Consider the following 14,021-nt stretch of genomic DNA (forward strand, 5'->3'; position numbering starts at 1 on the left):
GCGCACCTCTTCCACGATCAGAGGGAGGGTCATGGAGTCCAACAATCTGGGGAAGCTGATTCGCTATCACTGGGCGGCGATTCTCATCTGTGCGCAACTGGGAATCATCTTCGGCGCTGCGCTGGCCATCACGACACCCCGCGAATACACCGCCCACGCCGACGTCTTCGTGCAGGTCTCGGGCGGAAGCAGCACCAGTGACGTCGCCGCAGCGACGAACTACTCGCAGCAGCAGGCGCGCAACTTCAGCGCGGTGGCGACCCGTGAGATCGTCCTGCAGCCGGTGATCGACGATCTCGGGCTCGACACCACGGTTCCCGAACTGCGCCGCAGAGTCAGCACCGTCGTGCCGTTGAACTCGACGATGATCACGATCTCCGGAACGGATCGATCCGCGCAGACGGCGGCCGACATCGCGAATTCCGTCGCCGACGAGCTCACGGCAGTGGTGCCGATGCTCACGCCTGAGGTCGTTGGCGAGTCGACGGTGCGGATGCAGATCATCGAGAGCGCCAACCCTCCCGCGACTCCGTCGTCTCCGAATGTGCCGCTGCTTCTCGTGCTCGGCCTGCTCGCCGGCCTCGTACTCGGTGCTATCGTCGTCGCCATCCGCGCTGCGGTGGGAACCCGGGTGCACTCGGTCGAACAGGCCAGGGCGATCACCGGCGCGGCGGTGATCGGCACGATCGCGTTCGACAAGTCGGTGCGCGATCAGCCGGTTCCCGTCGGCGATGGCACGTGGTCGCGTCGCGCCGAGGAGTACCGTCAGCTGCGCACCAACCTGCGCTATCTTCAGCCCGACACCCCGCACAAGGTGTTCGTGGTGTCGTCGTCGATCCCCGGTGAGGGCAAGAGCACGACCACGGCGAACATGGCGGCCGCGCTCGCGGCCGCCGGCCTGCGTGTCGGTCTGATCGAGGCCGATCTGCGTCGCCCGCGACTGGCCGAGGTGCTGGACATGACACCGGGACCGGGCCTGGCCGGTGTGCTCACCGGCGTCGTCCCGCTCGAAGACGCGTTTCAGAGCTGGGGGCGCGACGGCCTGCAGGTGCTTTTGGCGGGAGACACTCCCCCAATCCCAGCGAGCTCATCGAGTCCGAGCGGGGTGCGGAGGTCTTCGAGCGGATGCGGTCGCTCTTCGACGTGATGATCATCGATAGCCCGCCCCTGACGGCCGTTTCGGATGCCGCCGCGCTGAGCGGGCTGCTGGGCGGTGCCGTCCTGGTCGTCGGCTCACGTCGCGTGCGCGTGCGCGAACTGCGCCGTGCGGTGAACAGGCTCTCCACCATCGGCGTCCAGATCGAGGGAGTCGTCGTCAACTTCGCCTCGGTGCCGCGTACCGACCGGTACGACTACAGCTATGTTTCGACGCCGACAACGACTGGAGACGACTCCACCGTCGATGGGCCGAGCCATGATCCGGGCTCGAAGAGCAGCGCCGATCAGGATTCCACCGCGTCGGAACGCGACCTGCGACGCCCGCAGCGTCGGCTGCCGAGCCCGACCGCGCGCACCGCACGCATCAACGAGAACCCCGCCTAGTGACAGCGCCGGACCGCATGGCGACGATCCTGTTCGTCTGCACCGGGAACATCTGCCGGTCGCCGTACATGCAGCACAGCCTGCATGCCATGCTCACCGACCAGCGTCGAACCGACGTATCGATCGTCTCGGCGGGCACGCATGCCGTCGAAGGGCACGCCATGGCGACGCCGCTGGCGCGACGTCTGCACGACCGCGGCATCGATGCCTCCGGCTTCCGGGCATCCACTCTGCGATCGGAGACGATCGACAACGCGTCACTGGTGGTGACGGCCACCCGTGAGCACCGCCGTCTGGTCGTGGGACGCCGTCACGACGCCGCGGAGCGCACGTTCACGCTCGCGCAGCTGGCTCGTCTGCTCCGCTCGTCTCCCGAGAACGCGGCGGTTCCGGCATCCGTGCCCGACCTCGTCCACCGCGCCCTCACCGCACGCGGCAGAAGCGGCGGGGGTGCCTCGGATGACGATCTGGACGATCCGTGGCGACGCTCACAGCGCACCTACCGACGCGTCGCCGACCGCATCGACGAGCTTCTCATCCCGATCGCCGCAGGGCTGGTCGCCGGAAGCTGACCTCCGGTGACCAGCCCGCGATGATCACCTGCCGGTGACGGCGTAGTACTGCAGGTCCTGCACCTGCGGAGCCGCGACGACCTTGTGCGGCGAGACCGCGGTCTTCACATCAGCGCCGGCGCGGACGATCTTCGCCTGCACGGTTCCGACCTTCAGCGGCACCGTGAACGCCGACACACCCGCCTGGGCGCTGAACGTCGATGTCGTTCCGCCGACGGTGACCTGGACGGTCGCCGGCGCGGTGAGGAAGACCAGTGCCTCGACGGTGTCGCGCACCTCGCCCTTGCTGCCGCTCAGGGTCGGCGTGACCAGCTTCGTGCCGACCGCGGGCTTGGCGTCTGCGAACTGCACGCGATGCGTCACATACAGCTGATCCTCCGTGATCCTGGGTGCCTTGCCGGTGTGGAACCAATCGGCGTAGTACCGGCTGATCTGCAGGAAGGTGCTGCCGTGGGCGACGGACGGCGCGAACTGGGTGGATTCGCTGTAGTCGTTCCACGAGACCATCTGCACGAAGTCAGCATCCTCGCGGATCGCCTTGGTCCAGCCGGCGCGAAGCGCTGCGGTGTTGCCTGCCTCGGCATAGACGCCGGAACGCGGTCGCATGTCCTGCGGGGCGACCGGCTCCATCCACTGCTTGCCATACTTGTCGGCCTGGTTCTCGTATACCGGGAGGTTGTTGATCGCCTGCGGGCTGCGCGCGCCCCAGTTGCCGAAGCTGTCAGCAATCGGTGCGAACGCGGCCATGTTGGCATCGTTCGAGTTCAGGAACACCGCCTGGAAGGAAACCGGCACGCCGTACTTGGTCTCCAGCAGATCGATGATCTGCTTCCACCAAGACACGCCGGGACCTTCGGCCTTGAACGACGAGAGCAGGAAGTCCGGGCCGATCTTCATCGCCGCCGGGCTCTTGAACAACGGGGCGATCGCTGCGGCGACCTGAGCGGGGGCCAGGCGCGAGATGCCCGCGGTGCCGTCGACCATCGGAACGACGGCGAAGTCCTTCTCGAGCTCTGCCGCGGTGAACAGCTTCACCGTGGTGTTCCAGTTAAGACCGGACACGCCCATGATGTCGACGACGAATCCATCGATACCGGCCGTCTTGGCCTGCCGGATCTCCGTGCGCAGGTTGTCGACCTGCCATGTCGCCGACGTCGACTTCCCGACCGGGAGCGGGCGATCGCGGAGCAGCCCGCCATAGGCGGCATGCACCCCGCCCTCGCCGTTGACGGTCAGATAATTGCGTGCGTAGTAGTCGCTGTCGGCCGGCTTGTTATCCAGCGATAGCGGATACGGCGGGAAGTAGTGCGCGAACACCTTCTTCGCCGACTGAGAGGTGGATGCCACCGGTGGCTGCGACGCAGACTGCTGCTGCTCGACCGGGGCAGCAGCCTGCGGCTTCTGCGGTTCCTGCGGCGCGCGGCTCGGCTGAGCGGTGGGCTCAGCCGTCGGCTTCTCGTTCTGCCCTGCCTTCTGGTCCGAGGACTGCGGCTTCTGCGGTGGCCGGGTCGCCTGCTGAGCCGACTCCTGGGTCGGCTGCGGCTTCTGCGCTGCCTCTGTCTCTGACGCGCCCTGCTGCACCGTCACGACCAGTCGAGGAGCTTTCGCGCCGGCGCCGACATACGTCGTTCCGACATACGGCTGCGAGTACTGCAGGCGCACAGCGAACGATCCGTTCGCATCCAGCGTGCTGAGGTTGGTCAGCGGCACCGTGACGGCCTGCTTTGCATGCGCCTGCGGGGCGACCGTGTTCAGTGCGACGTTGCTGTCGGCCGGACGGTTCGCGTGCGTGAGCGTCTTCTCATCCCAGTTGATGGGGGCAGGGTGGACGACGATCCCAGGCTTGGTCGCGGCGCTCATCGCGACCTTCAGCACCAGCTTCGCGCCGACGATCTTCTTGCCATCCAGCACCGACCCATCGAACTTGAGATAGGTGCGATCCTGTTTCGAGGTCGCGCTCAGATAGGGGAGGTCCGAATGCGTGGTCGTGGCATGACGTGAAGTGGTCCAGGTGGACTCTGTGGGGATCAGCGTCACTTCACTGGTTCGACTCGCGGCGTCCGCGGTCGGCGAGGAGATGGGGAGGAGGAATCCGGCGACGAGCACAGCTGCAGCGAGCATCGCGAGCCGGATGATTCGCGGCGAGGGGATGCGCCAGCGATTCCGGGTGTGGGGGACGGGGGAGGTCATAGAGCCTTTCGGGGTCTGAAGAGTTCAGTCCCGGTCTTTCAGCCGATGCTCTCGCACCCGGCTGCCCTCGCCCGAGTTACCCGGCAATTGTAACGGTTGAGATACGGATTCGCGAAATCACGTAATCAGACGGCGTGGCCGGTCTCATCCCACGTCCTGCGTGTAGAGCCGCTCCAGTTCGTCTCCGACAGCCGACATGCTGCGTGTGCGAGTCACCGCCTCACGCCCCCGGCGCCCCGCAGCGCGTGCCGCTGCGGGGTCGGCGAGCAACTCGCGGATCGCGTTGCGCAGAGCCTGCGGCTCCGGCGCGATCACCGCACCAGCGCGATGCTCCGCCACGAAGCCGGCGAGACCGCAGGAGTCGGTGACGATCACCGGCAGTCCGACTGACATCGCCTCCAGCACCGACATCGGGTATGGCTCATCGATGCTCGGCAGAACGTAGACGGATGCCATCAGCATCCGCTCCAGTGTCTCCTCGGGCGCAAGTGCACCTTCCCACACCAGGCGTTCGCCCAGCCCTGCTGACTCGATGATGTCGCGCACCTGCGCTCCGACGCCCTCATCCGGTCCGACCAGCCGGAATCGCGTCTGCGGAAACTCCGCGGCCAGATCTGCAGCGACCTGCGCGAACAGTGCAGGGTTCTTGCGGGGCGCGAGCCGAGCCAGGTAGAGCACTTCGCTGCGCGTCGCGGCATCCGTCTGTCGTTCCCGTGCGATCGGCACACCGTTCGTCAGCTGCTGCAACTGCGCGGCTCCGCGACCGACCACCTCCAACGAGCGGAGCTCCGCCGGCGTCAGATACGTCACCACAGCCGCGTCGCGCAGTGCCCGGCGAGTGATCGCGGCGTCCAGGGGAACCGCCAGCGGGTTGGCGGACTCATCGATCATCCCGTGCGTCTGCAGCACCGTGCGCACGCCGGCACGCTGTGCGATGCGCGCGGCCGGCAGCGTCACCAGGTCGCGTGCCGCATGCACGTGCACGACGTCGAACTCGCGCACGTGTGCGCGCAGTCCTCTCAGCAGCCCGGGTGATGTCAGGCCGGCGAAGCCCGTTCCCGGCAGCACCGTTCGTGCGGGGAAGAGCCGGGTGGGAATGCCCTCGATCTGCGTGGGAGGCGAGCCGCCGTATCCGCGGCAGCTGCCGCTGAGCACGACATCGTGCCCGCGATCCGCCAGTTCGCGAAGCTGATTGACGGCAACACGCAGCGGGCCGCCGTACTCGCCATCCGGGCTGACCAGGGTCACCACTCCGAGGATCTTCACGACGGCCTCGGTGCCTGCGTGCGTGGGGCGGTCTTCGTGGGGGCGGTCTTCGTGGGGGCGGTCTTCGTGGGGGCGGTCTTCGTGGGGATGGTCTTCGCAGCCGGGGCGAGGGCCACGGCGCCGGCCGCGACATCCTTCGTGACCAGCGCGGTTGCGCCGACGATCGCATCAGCACCGATGGTCACACCGCGCAGCACAGTGGCCCGCGCCGCGATCCAGGCGCCGTCCTCGACGCGAATGGGCGCGTTGTCGAACTCGAACGACGGCGAGCGGTGGTCATGGCTGCCCGTACACAGGAATGCAGCCTGCGAGACGCAGACGTCGGAGCCGATCCGTATCGACTCAAGGTTCAGCAGCCACACCCGCTCGCCGATCCACGAGTCGTCGCCGATCTCGAGCTTCCAGGGCCAGTGCACGCGCACGCCCGCCCGAAAGTTGACGCCCTTTCCGATCTTCGCACCGAACGCTCTCAGCACGGCGATGCGGATGCGCGGTGGCACGAACCACGGCATCACCAGCACGCTCGACGCCAGCTGCCATGCCGCTTGCCACAGCACACTGCGCCCCTTGTCGTACCCGACCCCAGTGAAACTCCCGAGCCTCCGCCGTGTCCCCATGCGGGCATCCTACTCGTCGCCATCATCTGTCACACTTGTGCGATGAGAAAGTCATGGACAGCTGGGGCTGTACTGGGGATCGCCGCGATTCTGACGCTCAGCGGATGCTTCGGCACCGGCACTGAGCCGAAGCAGGAACCGGCGACCATCGTGAAGACGATCGACGAACTGCAGGGTGCGAAGGTGCAGCTCGCGCCGGGCGAGAGCCTGGGGGTCGACACCGCAGAACAGGACGCGGTGCCGTACGCGGCGATGATCCTGGACGGGAGCATCGCGTCGTACGAGCCCTCACGCGACGGAAGCCAGATCCGCATCATCGCCGTCGCACCAGGGACGACAGATGTGCTCCTCGGCGACCCCGATCAGCGCGTCGACGACGTGTCCTTCACGCTCACCGTGACGCAGTGATCGGCGCCGACCCGCGCGTCGACGATATCCGAAAGCATTGTGCGACCCCGGTAAGATTTTGGCTGTGGGGCGAACTTCTCGGCCCCACTGGCGTGGTGAGCATCCCCAGTGCCCCACGTCAGGTGCAGATTTTCCCCAGATCTCTGCGCCGCGGCCTCAGTCGGGTCCCCACTCACTGAGGCCGCACAACATCGCCTTCGCCTGTTCTCCACAGGTGCGCCGGTCGGCTGAGCGGGCCGGGATCTCGCAGACGACATCGATGCGTGCCGTATCCTTCAGCTCAACTGGCCACGCCAGGCGACTGGCTCAGCGCCACGCTTGAAGTTCTCCCACCGCCTTTGTCAGCCTGAGATTCCCGCAAGCGTCAGAGCGCGAGATGCTTGCGCACGACCTCGGCGAGGGATTCCGCATGGGCATTGGCGGTCTCAGCATCCGCCGCTTCCACCATCACCCGCACCAGTGCCTCGGTACCCGACTTGCGCAGCAGCACGCGGCCCGACGAGCCGAGCTCGGCGGAGACCGCCTTCACTGCGTCCTGCACGCCGGCGTGATCCGAGACGGCGTCCTTGTCGACGTCCTTCACGTTGATCATCACCTGCGGATACACCGTCATGATCGACGCGAGCTCAGCGAGTGACTTCTTCTGCCGGGCCATCTCGGCGACCAGGTGCAGGCCCGTCAGCACACCGTCGCCGGTGGTGGCGAACTCCCGCATGATCACATGGCCGGACTGCTCGCCGCCCAGTGAGAAGCCGCCGGCGTTCATGTCCTCGAGCACGTAACGGTCGCCGACACCCGTCTGCCGCACGGTGATGCCGTGCTCACGCATCGCGATGTGCAGGCCCAGGTTGCTCATCACCGTGGCGACCAGAGTGTCGTCGACGAGCTTGCCGCGGCTCTTCATCGCCACGGCCAGGATCGCCATGATCCGGTCTCCATCGATCACGTTGCCGTCGGCATCCACAGCCAGGCAGCGGTCGGCGTCGCCGTCGTGAGCGATGCCCACATCGGCGCCGACGCGCACGACTTCGGCGGCCAGCTTCTCAAGATGTGTCGAGCCCACGCCGTCGTTGATGTTGATGCCGTCGGGATCCGCGCCGATCACGGTCAGCTTCGCACCCGCGGCACGGAACACCTCGGGAGACGCACCGGATGCCGCGCCGTTGGCGCAGTCGAGCACCACATGGATGCCGTCGAGGCGGTGAGGCAGTGAGGCCAGCAGGTGCATGACGTAGCGATCCTCGGCATCCGAGAATCGCTGCACGCGACCCACGGCGGCACCGGTGGGCTGCAGTTTGGTGCCGGCAGCCATCGTCTGCTCGATGCGCTGCTCGACCTCGTCGGGCAGCTTCATTCCGCCGCGGGCGAAGATCTTGATGCCGTTGTCGGGGGCCGGGTTGTGGGATGCCGAGATCATCACGCCGAAGTCGGCGTCGATGTCCGAGATCAGGAAGGCCGCAGCCGGCGTCGGAAGGGTGCCGGCGTCGAGCACGTCTACGCCGGAGGAGGCGAGACCCGCCTCGACTGCGGCGCTGAGGAATTGCCCGGAGATGCGCGGGTCGCGCGCGATCACGGCGGTGAGACGCTTGCCCACGGTCTGACGCGCCTGGGCGATGCGCCCCTGACCCAGGACGACAGCAGTCGCCTGGGCCAGGGTGAGAGCAAGCTCGGCGGTGAGGGGGCCGTTGGCCAGCCCGCGCACGCCGTCGGTACCGAACAGTGCCATGGAAGGAACTGCGCGGATCAGCGCTTGGAGTACTGAGGAGCCTTGCGGGCCTTCTTCAGACCGGCCTTCTTGCGCTCGATGACGCGGGCGTCACGAGACAGGAAGCCGGCCTTCTTGAGGGTCGGGCGGTTGTTCTCGGCGTCGATGTTGTTCAGCGCGCGGGCGATGCCCAGACGCAGCGCACCGGCCTGACCGGAGTCGCCGCCGCCCGAGATGCGGGCGATGACGTCGTACGCACCGGCAAGGTTGAGTGCCGTGAACGGGTCGTTGATCAGCTGCTGGTGCAGCTTGTTCGGGAAGTAGTCCTCGAGGGTACGACCGTTGATCGTGATGGTTCCCGAGCCGGGGATCAGACGCACGCGGGCGATGGCCTGCTTGCGACGGCCCACAGCAGCGCCCGGCACCGAGAGCACGGGGCGGGGAGCCTGCTCCACGACCTCGGTCTCAGGGGTCGCGGTGGTGAAGTTCTGCGGGAATTCGGTGGTGTCCTGAATGTCAGCCACGAGTATGTCCTTTATCTGGAGCGGCGCTTACTGGGCGACCTGGTCGAGGGTGTACGGCGTGGGCTGCTGAGCGGCGTGCGGGTGCTCGGCACCGGCGTACACCTTCAGCTTCGACAGCTGCTCGCGGCCCAGGGTGTTCTTCGGGAGCATGCCGCGCACGGCCTTCTCCACGGCGCGAACCGGGTTCTTCTCGAGAAGCTCGGCGTAGGAGGTGGCCGTCAGGCCGCCCGGGTAGCCGGAGTGGCGGTACGCCATCTTCTTCTGGAGCTTCTGACCCGTGAGGGCGACCTTCTCGGCGTTGACGATGACGACGAAGTCGCCGGTGTCGACGTGCGGAGCGAAGGTCGGCTTGTGCTTGCCGCGCAGGATCGCTGCGGCGTGCGAGGCGAGGCGACCGAGAACGACGTCGGTGGCGTCGATGACGATCCAGTCGCGCTGGACCTGCCCGGCCTTCGGGGTGAATGTGCGCGTCACAATAGTGCTGCTTTCGTAGGTTTCGAACGGAGAGGTTCGTGAATCCCACTCCGGGGTGGTTCTCATCCGGTCCTCGAGCCTGTCGAAGGACCAGGACGGAACACGCCAGTGGAGGGCTCACGTTCGTCGTACCGGCACCTCGGCAGACCGAAGGGCAGGCACCAAGGAGTCAGCTTACCGCATGTCGACGGTTTTCGGCGCCAGAGCTACGCGGCCTCGGCGGTGATCAGAATCGGACGATGATCGCTGGTGCCCTGCGGCAGCGTCGTGATGCTGGAGATGTCGAACCCCGACGAAGTGGCGAAGTCGTAGTGCCCGCGGAACACCCGGTAGCGCGTGTAGGTGCGGTCATCGCTCAGGGTCAGCCGATATCCGTGCTCGCGCACCGACTGCCCGAGGCTCTCCTTGAACACCGGATAGTTGTAGTCCCCGACCATGAGCACCGGCAGGCCGGGCCCGAGCGCCTGCAGCGCGTCCAGTCCGGCACGGATCTGGTTGCGGCGCAGCGAGTTCAGGGCGGTCAGCGGGGCCGCGTGGAAGGACGCCACGATCAGTCCGTGTCCGGTGTCGATATCCCGCAGCCGGGCGCCGAGCACGCGTTCGTTGGCCGGTTTGAGCACGCGGTCGTGCAGGGATTTCTTCAGCCCGATCGTGCGCACCTCCTCGACGTGGAAGAGGTTGCTGCGCAGATACATCGCCAGGCCGAGCCGGTTGCCGCTCGTGGCCTGCACGAGCGTGAGCTCACCGACCGTCTCCGGCAGCACGGCCGTGTCGCACTCCTGCAGACAGAGGATGTCAGGGTCGTGCTTGGAGACGAGCACGCCGAGCTCGGTGGCAGCACGGTGCTTGCGCAGGTTGTACGAGATGACTCTCATAGGCCCACGGTACCGCCGTCGCCGACGCACGACCGCCCTCTTGACGGGGCGCTCATCCGTGGACTCATCCCTCCCGATCGCGCCGGGCGCGGGTCTGCTCGGCGCGGGATGCCAGCAGCGAATCGTCCGGATAGCCGACCTCGGCAAGAGTGAGTCCCCGCGCGGGCAGCACCTTGAAGGCACTCGTGCGCGTCAGATCATCGCGCAGGCGAACGACATCATCGACGGAGAGCCTGCCCTCCCCCACGGCCGCGCAGGCGCCGACCAGGGCGCGCACCATGCTGTGGCAGAACGCGTCGGCCTTCACCTCGGCGACCAGCACGCCTTCGGCGTCCCGCGCCCAGCGGTAGTCCAGGAGCGTGCGGATCGTGGTGGCCTCCTCGCGCGGCTTGCAGTAGGCGGCGAAATCGTGCAGCCCGATGAGGGTGCGCGCAGCGGCGTCCATGCTCTGCCCGTCGAGCTCTGCGCGCACGGTCGTGGTGTCGTTGCGGCGCATCGGGTCGTAGCCGACGGTCAGGTCGGCGAGGCGATAGCGGTAGCGGCGCCACACCGCCGAGAAGCGCGCGTCGAAGCCCTCGGGCGCGAGAGCGGAGCGGGTGACGGTCACATCGGGGTACTGCCCGAGAACACCTCGGATGCGATGGGCCAGCGCGCCGGCCGGATCCGATCCCGCGCGCCCCTGCCGCGCCCGGATCCGGGCCCACTGCGCGTCGTCGAGATCCACGTGCGCCACCTGGCCGGACGCGTGCACCCCGGCATCCGTCCGTCCGGCGACGACGAGACGCGCAGCGGATCCGAGGATGCGCGCCAGCGCGACCTCCAGCACCCCCTGCACCGTGCGCAGACCCGGTTGCGTGGCCCACCCGCGGAAGTGGGTGCCGTCATAGGCGATGTCCAGGCGAATGCGCACCCACCCAGCCTAAGCTGGAGCCCTCCCCTCCTCTGCGAAACCCTCCCCCTCGTCTTGATGTCTCCGTCCTCGCCCCACATTCCGCGTTACGCGGGGCTCGATGGGCTGCGGGCGATCGCCGTGGGCCTGGTGCTGATCTATCACCTGTTCCCCGGCGCAGGACTGTCGAGCGGTTTCGTCGGCGTCGACGTGTTCTTCGTCGTGAGCGGATTCCTCATCACGTCGCTGCTGCTGCGCCCGTCCCGGCACACGCGACGTCATCGGCTCATCGATTTCTGGCGCCGTCGTGCGCGCAGGCTGCTGCCCGCACTCGCGCTGATGCTCACGGTGAGCGCGACCGCGGCATGGCTGATCGGCGGCGACGTGCTGGTCGGCATCGGGCGGCAGCTGGTGGGAGCGGCGACGTTCAGCTACAACTGGGTCGCGCTGGCCGGGGGTTCGGATTATTTCGCCGCGACCGAGCCCGAGCTCTTCCGCAACGTGTGGTCGCTGGCCGTGGAAGAGCAGTTCTACCTTCTTTGGCCGCTGCTGCTGCCGGTGCTGCTTGCGGTCCTCCGGATGCGGTGGATCCTCGTCGCGTTCGCCCTGCTCGCCGCGGCGGCGTCGACGTGGTGGATGTCGACGCTGGTGGATGCCGGCGGGATGACCCGCGAGTACTTCGGCACCGACTCGCACGCCTTCGGCCTACTGCTCGGCATCGCGGCGGCCTTCGCCCTGCAGCATATGCCGGAGCGGGAATGGTTGCGAGGCAGGGCGGCCCGGGTCGGCGGCGCGGCCGTCGGGATGCTGGGACTCGCGCTGATCGTCATCGCGGCGGCGGTGCCGGCCTCCTCGGGAGCGTCTGCCTTCCCCGGACCGCTGCTGATGGCATCCGTCGGCACTCTTCTGGCCGTCGTCTCGGGCGTCATGCCCGGGTCCTGGTTCGGGCGCGCGATCGATGTGCAGCCGCTGCGATGGATCGGGGATCGCTCGTACGGCATCTACCTCTGGCACTGGCCGGTGCTCGTGCTGATCACCGCGGCGAGCGGTCTGGGCGTCTCCGGCAGCGTCGCTGACGTGCCCGTCTGGGCGGGCGTGATGGCGCTGCTGCTGTCACTGGTCGTGGCGGCGATGTCCTACCGCTTCCTCGAGACTCCGCTGCGTCGGCACGGATTCCGTCGCGCGCTGCGCGCCGTGCGGGTGCGTCTGGCGCGCGGACCCCGGAGCCGACTCGCGATGCTGGGCACCGTGCTGGCGGGAGCGCTCGCGCTCAGCGGCACGACCGCCGCCGTCGCCGTCGCTCCGCCGATGACGACCTCCGAGATGTCGATCCGCGCGGGCCAGCGGGCCATGGAGGCCGAAGCAGCGCGACCCAGACCTGCACCGATCCCCGAGGCCATCAGCGGTGACGACGTGACCGCGGTCGGCGACTCCGTGATGCTGGCCTCCACTCCCGCCCTGTACGAGAAGCTGCCCGGCATCCATGTCGATGCCGCCGTGTCCCGACAGAGCTGGGCGGCGCCGGACATCATCGACGCGCTGGCCGCATCCGGACGACTGCGCGAGCACGTCGTCGTCGCGCTCGGCACGAACGGATCGCTCGACGGCGGGGCGCTGCAGAAGATGGCGGATGCCGTGGGCCGCGACCGCGATCTCGTGCTCGTCAACGCCTACGCGCCGCGCGACTGGATCGCCGGCGTCAACAGCGACCTCGCCGCCTTCGCCGACGCCCGCAGCGGAGTGGTCGTGGCCGACTGGGCAGCGGCCATCGCCCCGCACGAGGAGCTGCTGGCCGGCGACCGCATCCACCCCGGCATGGCCGGCGGCCGCATCTTCGCCGACGTCGTCGAGCAGGGCATCCGCGCATCCGAAGCCGAGCGCGCCGCGCGAGCCGCGCCCTGGAGCGGGTGCCGATCGCGCCGTGAGCACCCCGCCCGCTGCTGTTCTCGGCTCGCGCTGCTGTTCTCGGCTCGCGCGACTGTTCTGAGTTCGCGCTGCTGTTCTCGGTGCGCGCTGCTGTTCTCTCGGCTCGCGCTGCTGTTCTCGGCTCGCGCGCCAGGGATTTACGCCGCGGGTGCGGAGAACAGCAGCGCGATCGGCTCTGTGAAAGCCGGTCTCAGTCGACTTCGCGCACGACGTTGCGCAGCGTGCCGAGTCCCGTGACCTCGACCTCGACGACGTCACCGTCGACGATGAAGCCCTGAGGCTCCATGAAGAGACCGACGCCGCCGGGGGTGCCCGAGACGATCACATCACCGGGCGCGAGCGGCGTGAACGTCGAGACGTATTCGATGATCGCCGGGATGTCGTTGATCAGGTCGGCGACCGAGCCCTGCTGACGCACCTCGCCGTTGACGCGGGTGGTGACCTCGAGCTTGGTGACGTCGCCAACCTCGTCGGCGGTGACCATGTAGGGGCCGAAACCGCCGGTGCCCGGCCAGGTCTTGCCCGGCAGCCACTGGCTGGCCTTGCGCTGCCAGTCGCGCACGGAGAAGTCGTTGTAGACGGCGTAGCCGGCCACGTGGTCGTAGGCGTCGGCCTTGGCGACCTTGTGGGTGGGCTTGGAGATGATCACCGCGACCTCCCCCTCGTAGTCGAACTGCGGCGAGATGCTCGGCTTCAGGGCATCCTCGCCGTGACCCATCTGACTGTCGGCGTAACGGGCGAAGATGACCGGCGCCTGCGGCGCGGCCTTGCCGATCTCGTCGCGGTGCGAGGCGTAGTTGACGCCGATGCAGATGATCTTGCCCGGGTTGTGGATGACGGGGGCGAGTGCGACGGCCGCGAGGTCGACGGGGTTCTCGGCGTAGTCGGCGAGCGAGTCGAGCGCGCCGTCCGCGATCGCCTCGGCGAGCGACGGCGCGACGGAGGTCGCGTCGTAGATCGTCTCGCCGTCGAGACGGCCCCACGCCACGGACTTGTCGGCGCGGTAGTAGCTGGTGAACTTCGTCATTGAATA

14 protein-coding genes are annotated in these 14,021 nt (G+C 67.9%); 5 read left to right on the top strand and 9 right to left on the bottom strand.

The genetic code is table 11. The features are described from left to right. Nucleotides 1-31: 31 nt before the first annotated feature. Genes QUE33_RS08890 through QUE33_RS08900 form a run of 3 tightly spaced genes read left to right on the top strand, consistent with a single transcriptional unit; the run spans nucleotide 32 to nucleotide 2,114 of the window. Entirely contained in the window at nucleotides 32-1,147 is a 1,116-nt protein-coding gene (locus QUE33_RS08890) for a YveK family protein (RefSeq protein ID WP_286299255.1), read from the top strand. Further along, nucleotides 1,144-1,542 carry a polysaccharide biosynthesis tyrosine autokinase family protein gene (locus tag QUE33_RS08895; protein ID WP_286299258.1) on the top strand — a complete coding sequence of 133 codons (399 nt, stop codon included), beginning with the start codon at nucleotides 1,144-1,146 and terminating at the stop codon, nucleotides 1,540-1,542. The genes QUE33_RS08890 and QUE33_RS08895 overlap by 4 nt, the downstream gene beginning before the upstream one ends. After that, nucleotides 1,542-2,114 carry an arsenate reductase/protein-tyrosine-phosphatase family protein gene (locus QUE33_RS08900; protein ID WP_286299260.1) on the top strand — a complete coding sequence of 191 codons (573 nt, stop codon included), beginning with the start codon at nucleotides 1,542-1,544 and terminating at the stop codon, nucleotides 2,112-2,114. Before QUE33_RS08895 ends, QUE33_RS08900 begins: the two co-directional genes overlap by 1 nt. A 24-nt stretch (nucleotides 2,115-2,138) precedes the next feature. Here QUE33_RS08900 and QUE33_RS08905 read toward each other — a convergent pair whose 3' ends face one another. From QUE33_RS08905 to QUE33_RS08915, 3 genes are all read right to left on the bottom strand, one after another. After that, nucleotides 2,139-4,304, bottom strand: a complete 2,166-nt coding sequence (locus QUE33_RS08905) for a glycoside hydrolase family 71 protein (protein ID WP_286299262.1) — start codon at nucleotides 4,302-4,304, stop codon at nucleotides 2,139-2,141. A 144-nt stretch (nucleotides 4,305-4,448) separates the two neighbouring features. Beyond that, nucleotides 4,449-5,570, bottom strand: coding sequence for a glycosyltransferase (locus QUE33_RS08910; RefSeq protein WP_286299264.1), 1,122 nt, complete (start codon nucleotides 5,568-5,570; stop codon nucleotides 4,449-4,451). After that, nucleotides 5,567-6,127, bottom strand: a complete 561-nt coding sequence (locus tag QUE33_RS08915) for an LbetaH domain-containing protein (protein ID WP_286299267.1) — start codon at nucleotides 6,125-6,127, stop codon at nucleotides 5,567-5,569. Before QUE33_RS08915 ends, QUE33_RS08910 begins: the two co-directional genes overlap by 4 nt. A gap of 102 nt (nucleotides 6,128-6,229) precedes the next feature. Here QUE33_RS08915 and QUE33_RS08920 point away from each other — a divergent pair, with 102 nt between their 5' ends. Next, on the top strand, nucleotides 6,230-6,595 hold the full coding sequence (locus tag QUE33_RS08920; protein ID WP_286299268.1) for a pilus assembly protein N-terminal domain-containing protein: 366 nt from the start codon (nucleotides 6,230-6,232) through the stop codon (nucleotides 6,593-6,595). 364 nt (nucleotides 6,596-6,959) lie between these two features. Here QUE33_RS08920 and glmM read toward each other — a convergent pair whose 3' ends face one another. The 5 genes from glmM to truA form a co-directional block, all read right to left on the bottom strand. Next, nucleotides 6,960-8,321 (bottom strand): phosphoglucosamine mutase, encoded by a 1,362-nt coding sequence (gene glmM, locus QUE33_RS08925; protein ID WP_286299269.1) that lies wholly within the window; start codon nucleotides 8,319-8,321, stop codon nucleotides 6,960-6,962. Between the two features lie 17 nt (nucleotides 8,322-8,338). Then, nucleotides 8,339-8,824 (bottom strand): 30S ribosomal protein S9, encoded by a 486-nt coding sequence (gene rpsI, locus QUE33_RS08930; RefSeq protein ID WP_286299270.1) that lies wholly within the window; start codon nucleotides 8,822-8,824, stop codon nucleotides 8,339-8,341. A gap of 27 nt (nucleotides 8,825-8,851) precedes the next feature. Continuing rightward, nucleotides 8,852-9,298 carry a 50S ribosomal protein L13 gene (gene rplM, locus QUE33_RS08935; protein ID WP_286299271.1) on the bottom strand — a complete coding sequence of 149 codons (447 nt, stop codon included), beginning with the start codon at nucleotides 9,296-9,298 and terminating at the stop codon, nucleotides 8,852-8,854. Between the two features lie 206 nt (nucleotides 9,299-9,504). Further along, nucleotides 9,505-10,173 (bottom strand): endonuclease/exonuclease/phosphatase family protein, encoded by a 669-nt coding sequence (locus QUE33_RS08940; protein ID WP_286299272.1) that lies wholly within the window; start codon nucleotides 10,171-10,173, stop codon nucleotides 9,505-9,507. A gap of 64 nt (nucleotides 10,174-10,237) precedes the next feature. After that, a complete protein-coding gene (gene truA / locus QUE33_RS08945) occupies nucleotides 10,238-11,083 on the bottom strand; it encodes a tRNA pseudouridine(38-40) synthase TruA (protein WP_286299273.1) in 846 nt (281 codons plus the stop codon). A gap of 57 nt (nucleotides 11,084-11,140) precedes the next feature. On the opposite strand from truA, the gene QUE33_RS08950 reads away from it, so the two are divergent. After that, nucleotides 11,141-13,225, top strand: a complete 2,085-nt coding sequence (locus QUE33_RS08950; protein WP_286299275.1) for an acyltransferase family protein — start codon at nucleotides 11,141-11,143, stop codon at nucleotides 13,223-13,225. Here the strand turns inward: QUE33_RS08950 and QUE33_RS08955 are convergent. Continuing rightward, the gene (locus QUE33_RS08955) at nucleotides 13,179-14,015 is read right to left on the bottom strand and encodes a fumarylacetoacetate hydrolase family protein (protein WP_286299276.1); all 837 of its coding nucleotides are present in this window, start codon (nucleotides 14,013-14,015) and stop codon (nucleotides 13,179-13,181) included. The genes QUE33_RS08950 and QUE33_RS08955 overlap by 47 nt on opposite strands. Nucleotides 14,016-14,021 lie beyond the last annotated feature (6 nt).

Origin of the sequence: Microbacterium suwonense (assembly GCF_030296555.1) — a bacterium.
GTDB lineage: Bacteria > Actinomycetota > Actinomycetes > Actinomycetales > Microbacteriaceae > Microbacterium > Microbacterium suwonense.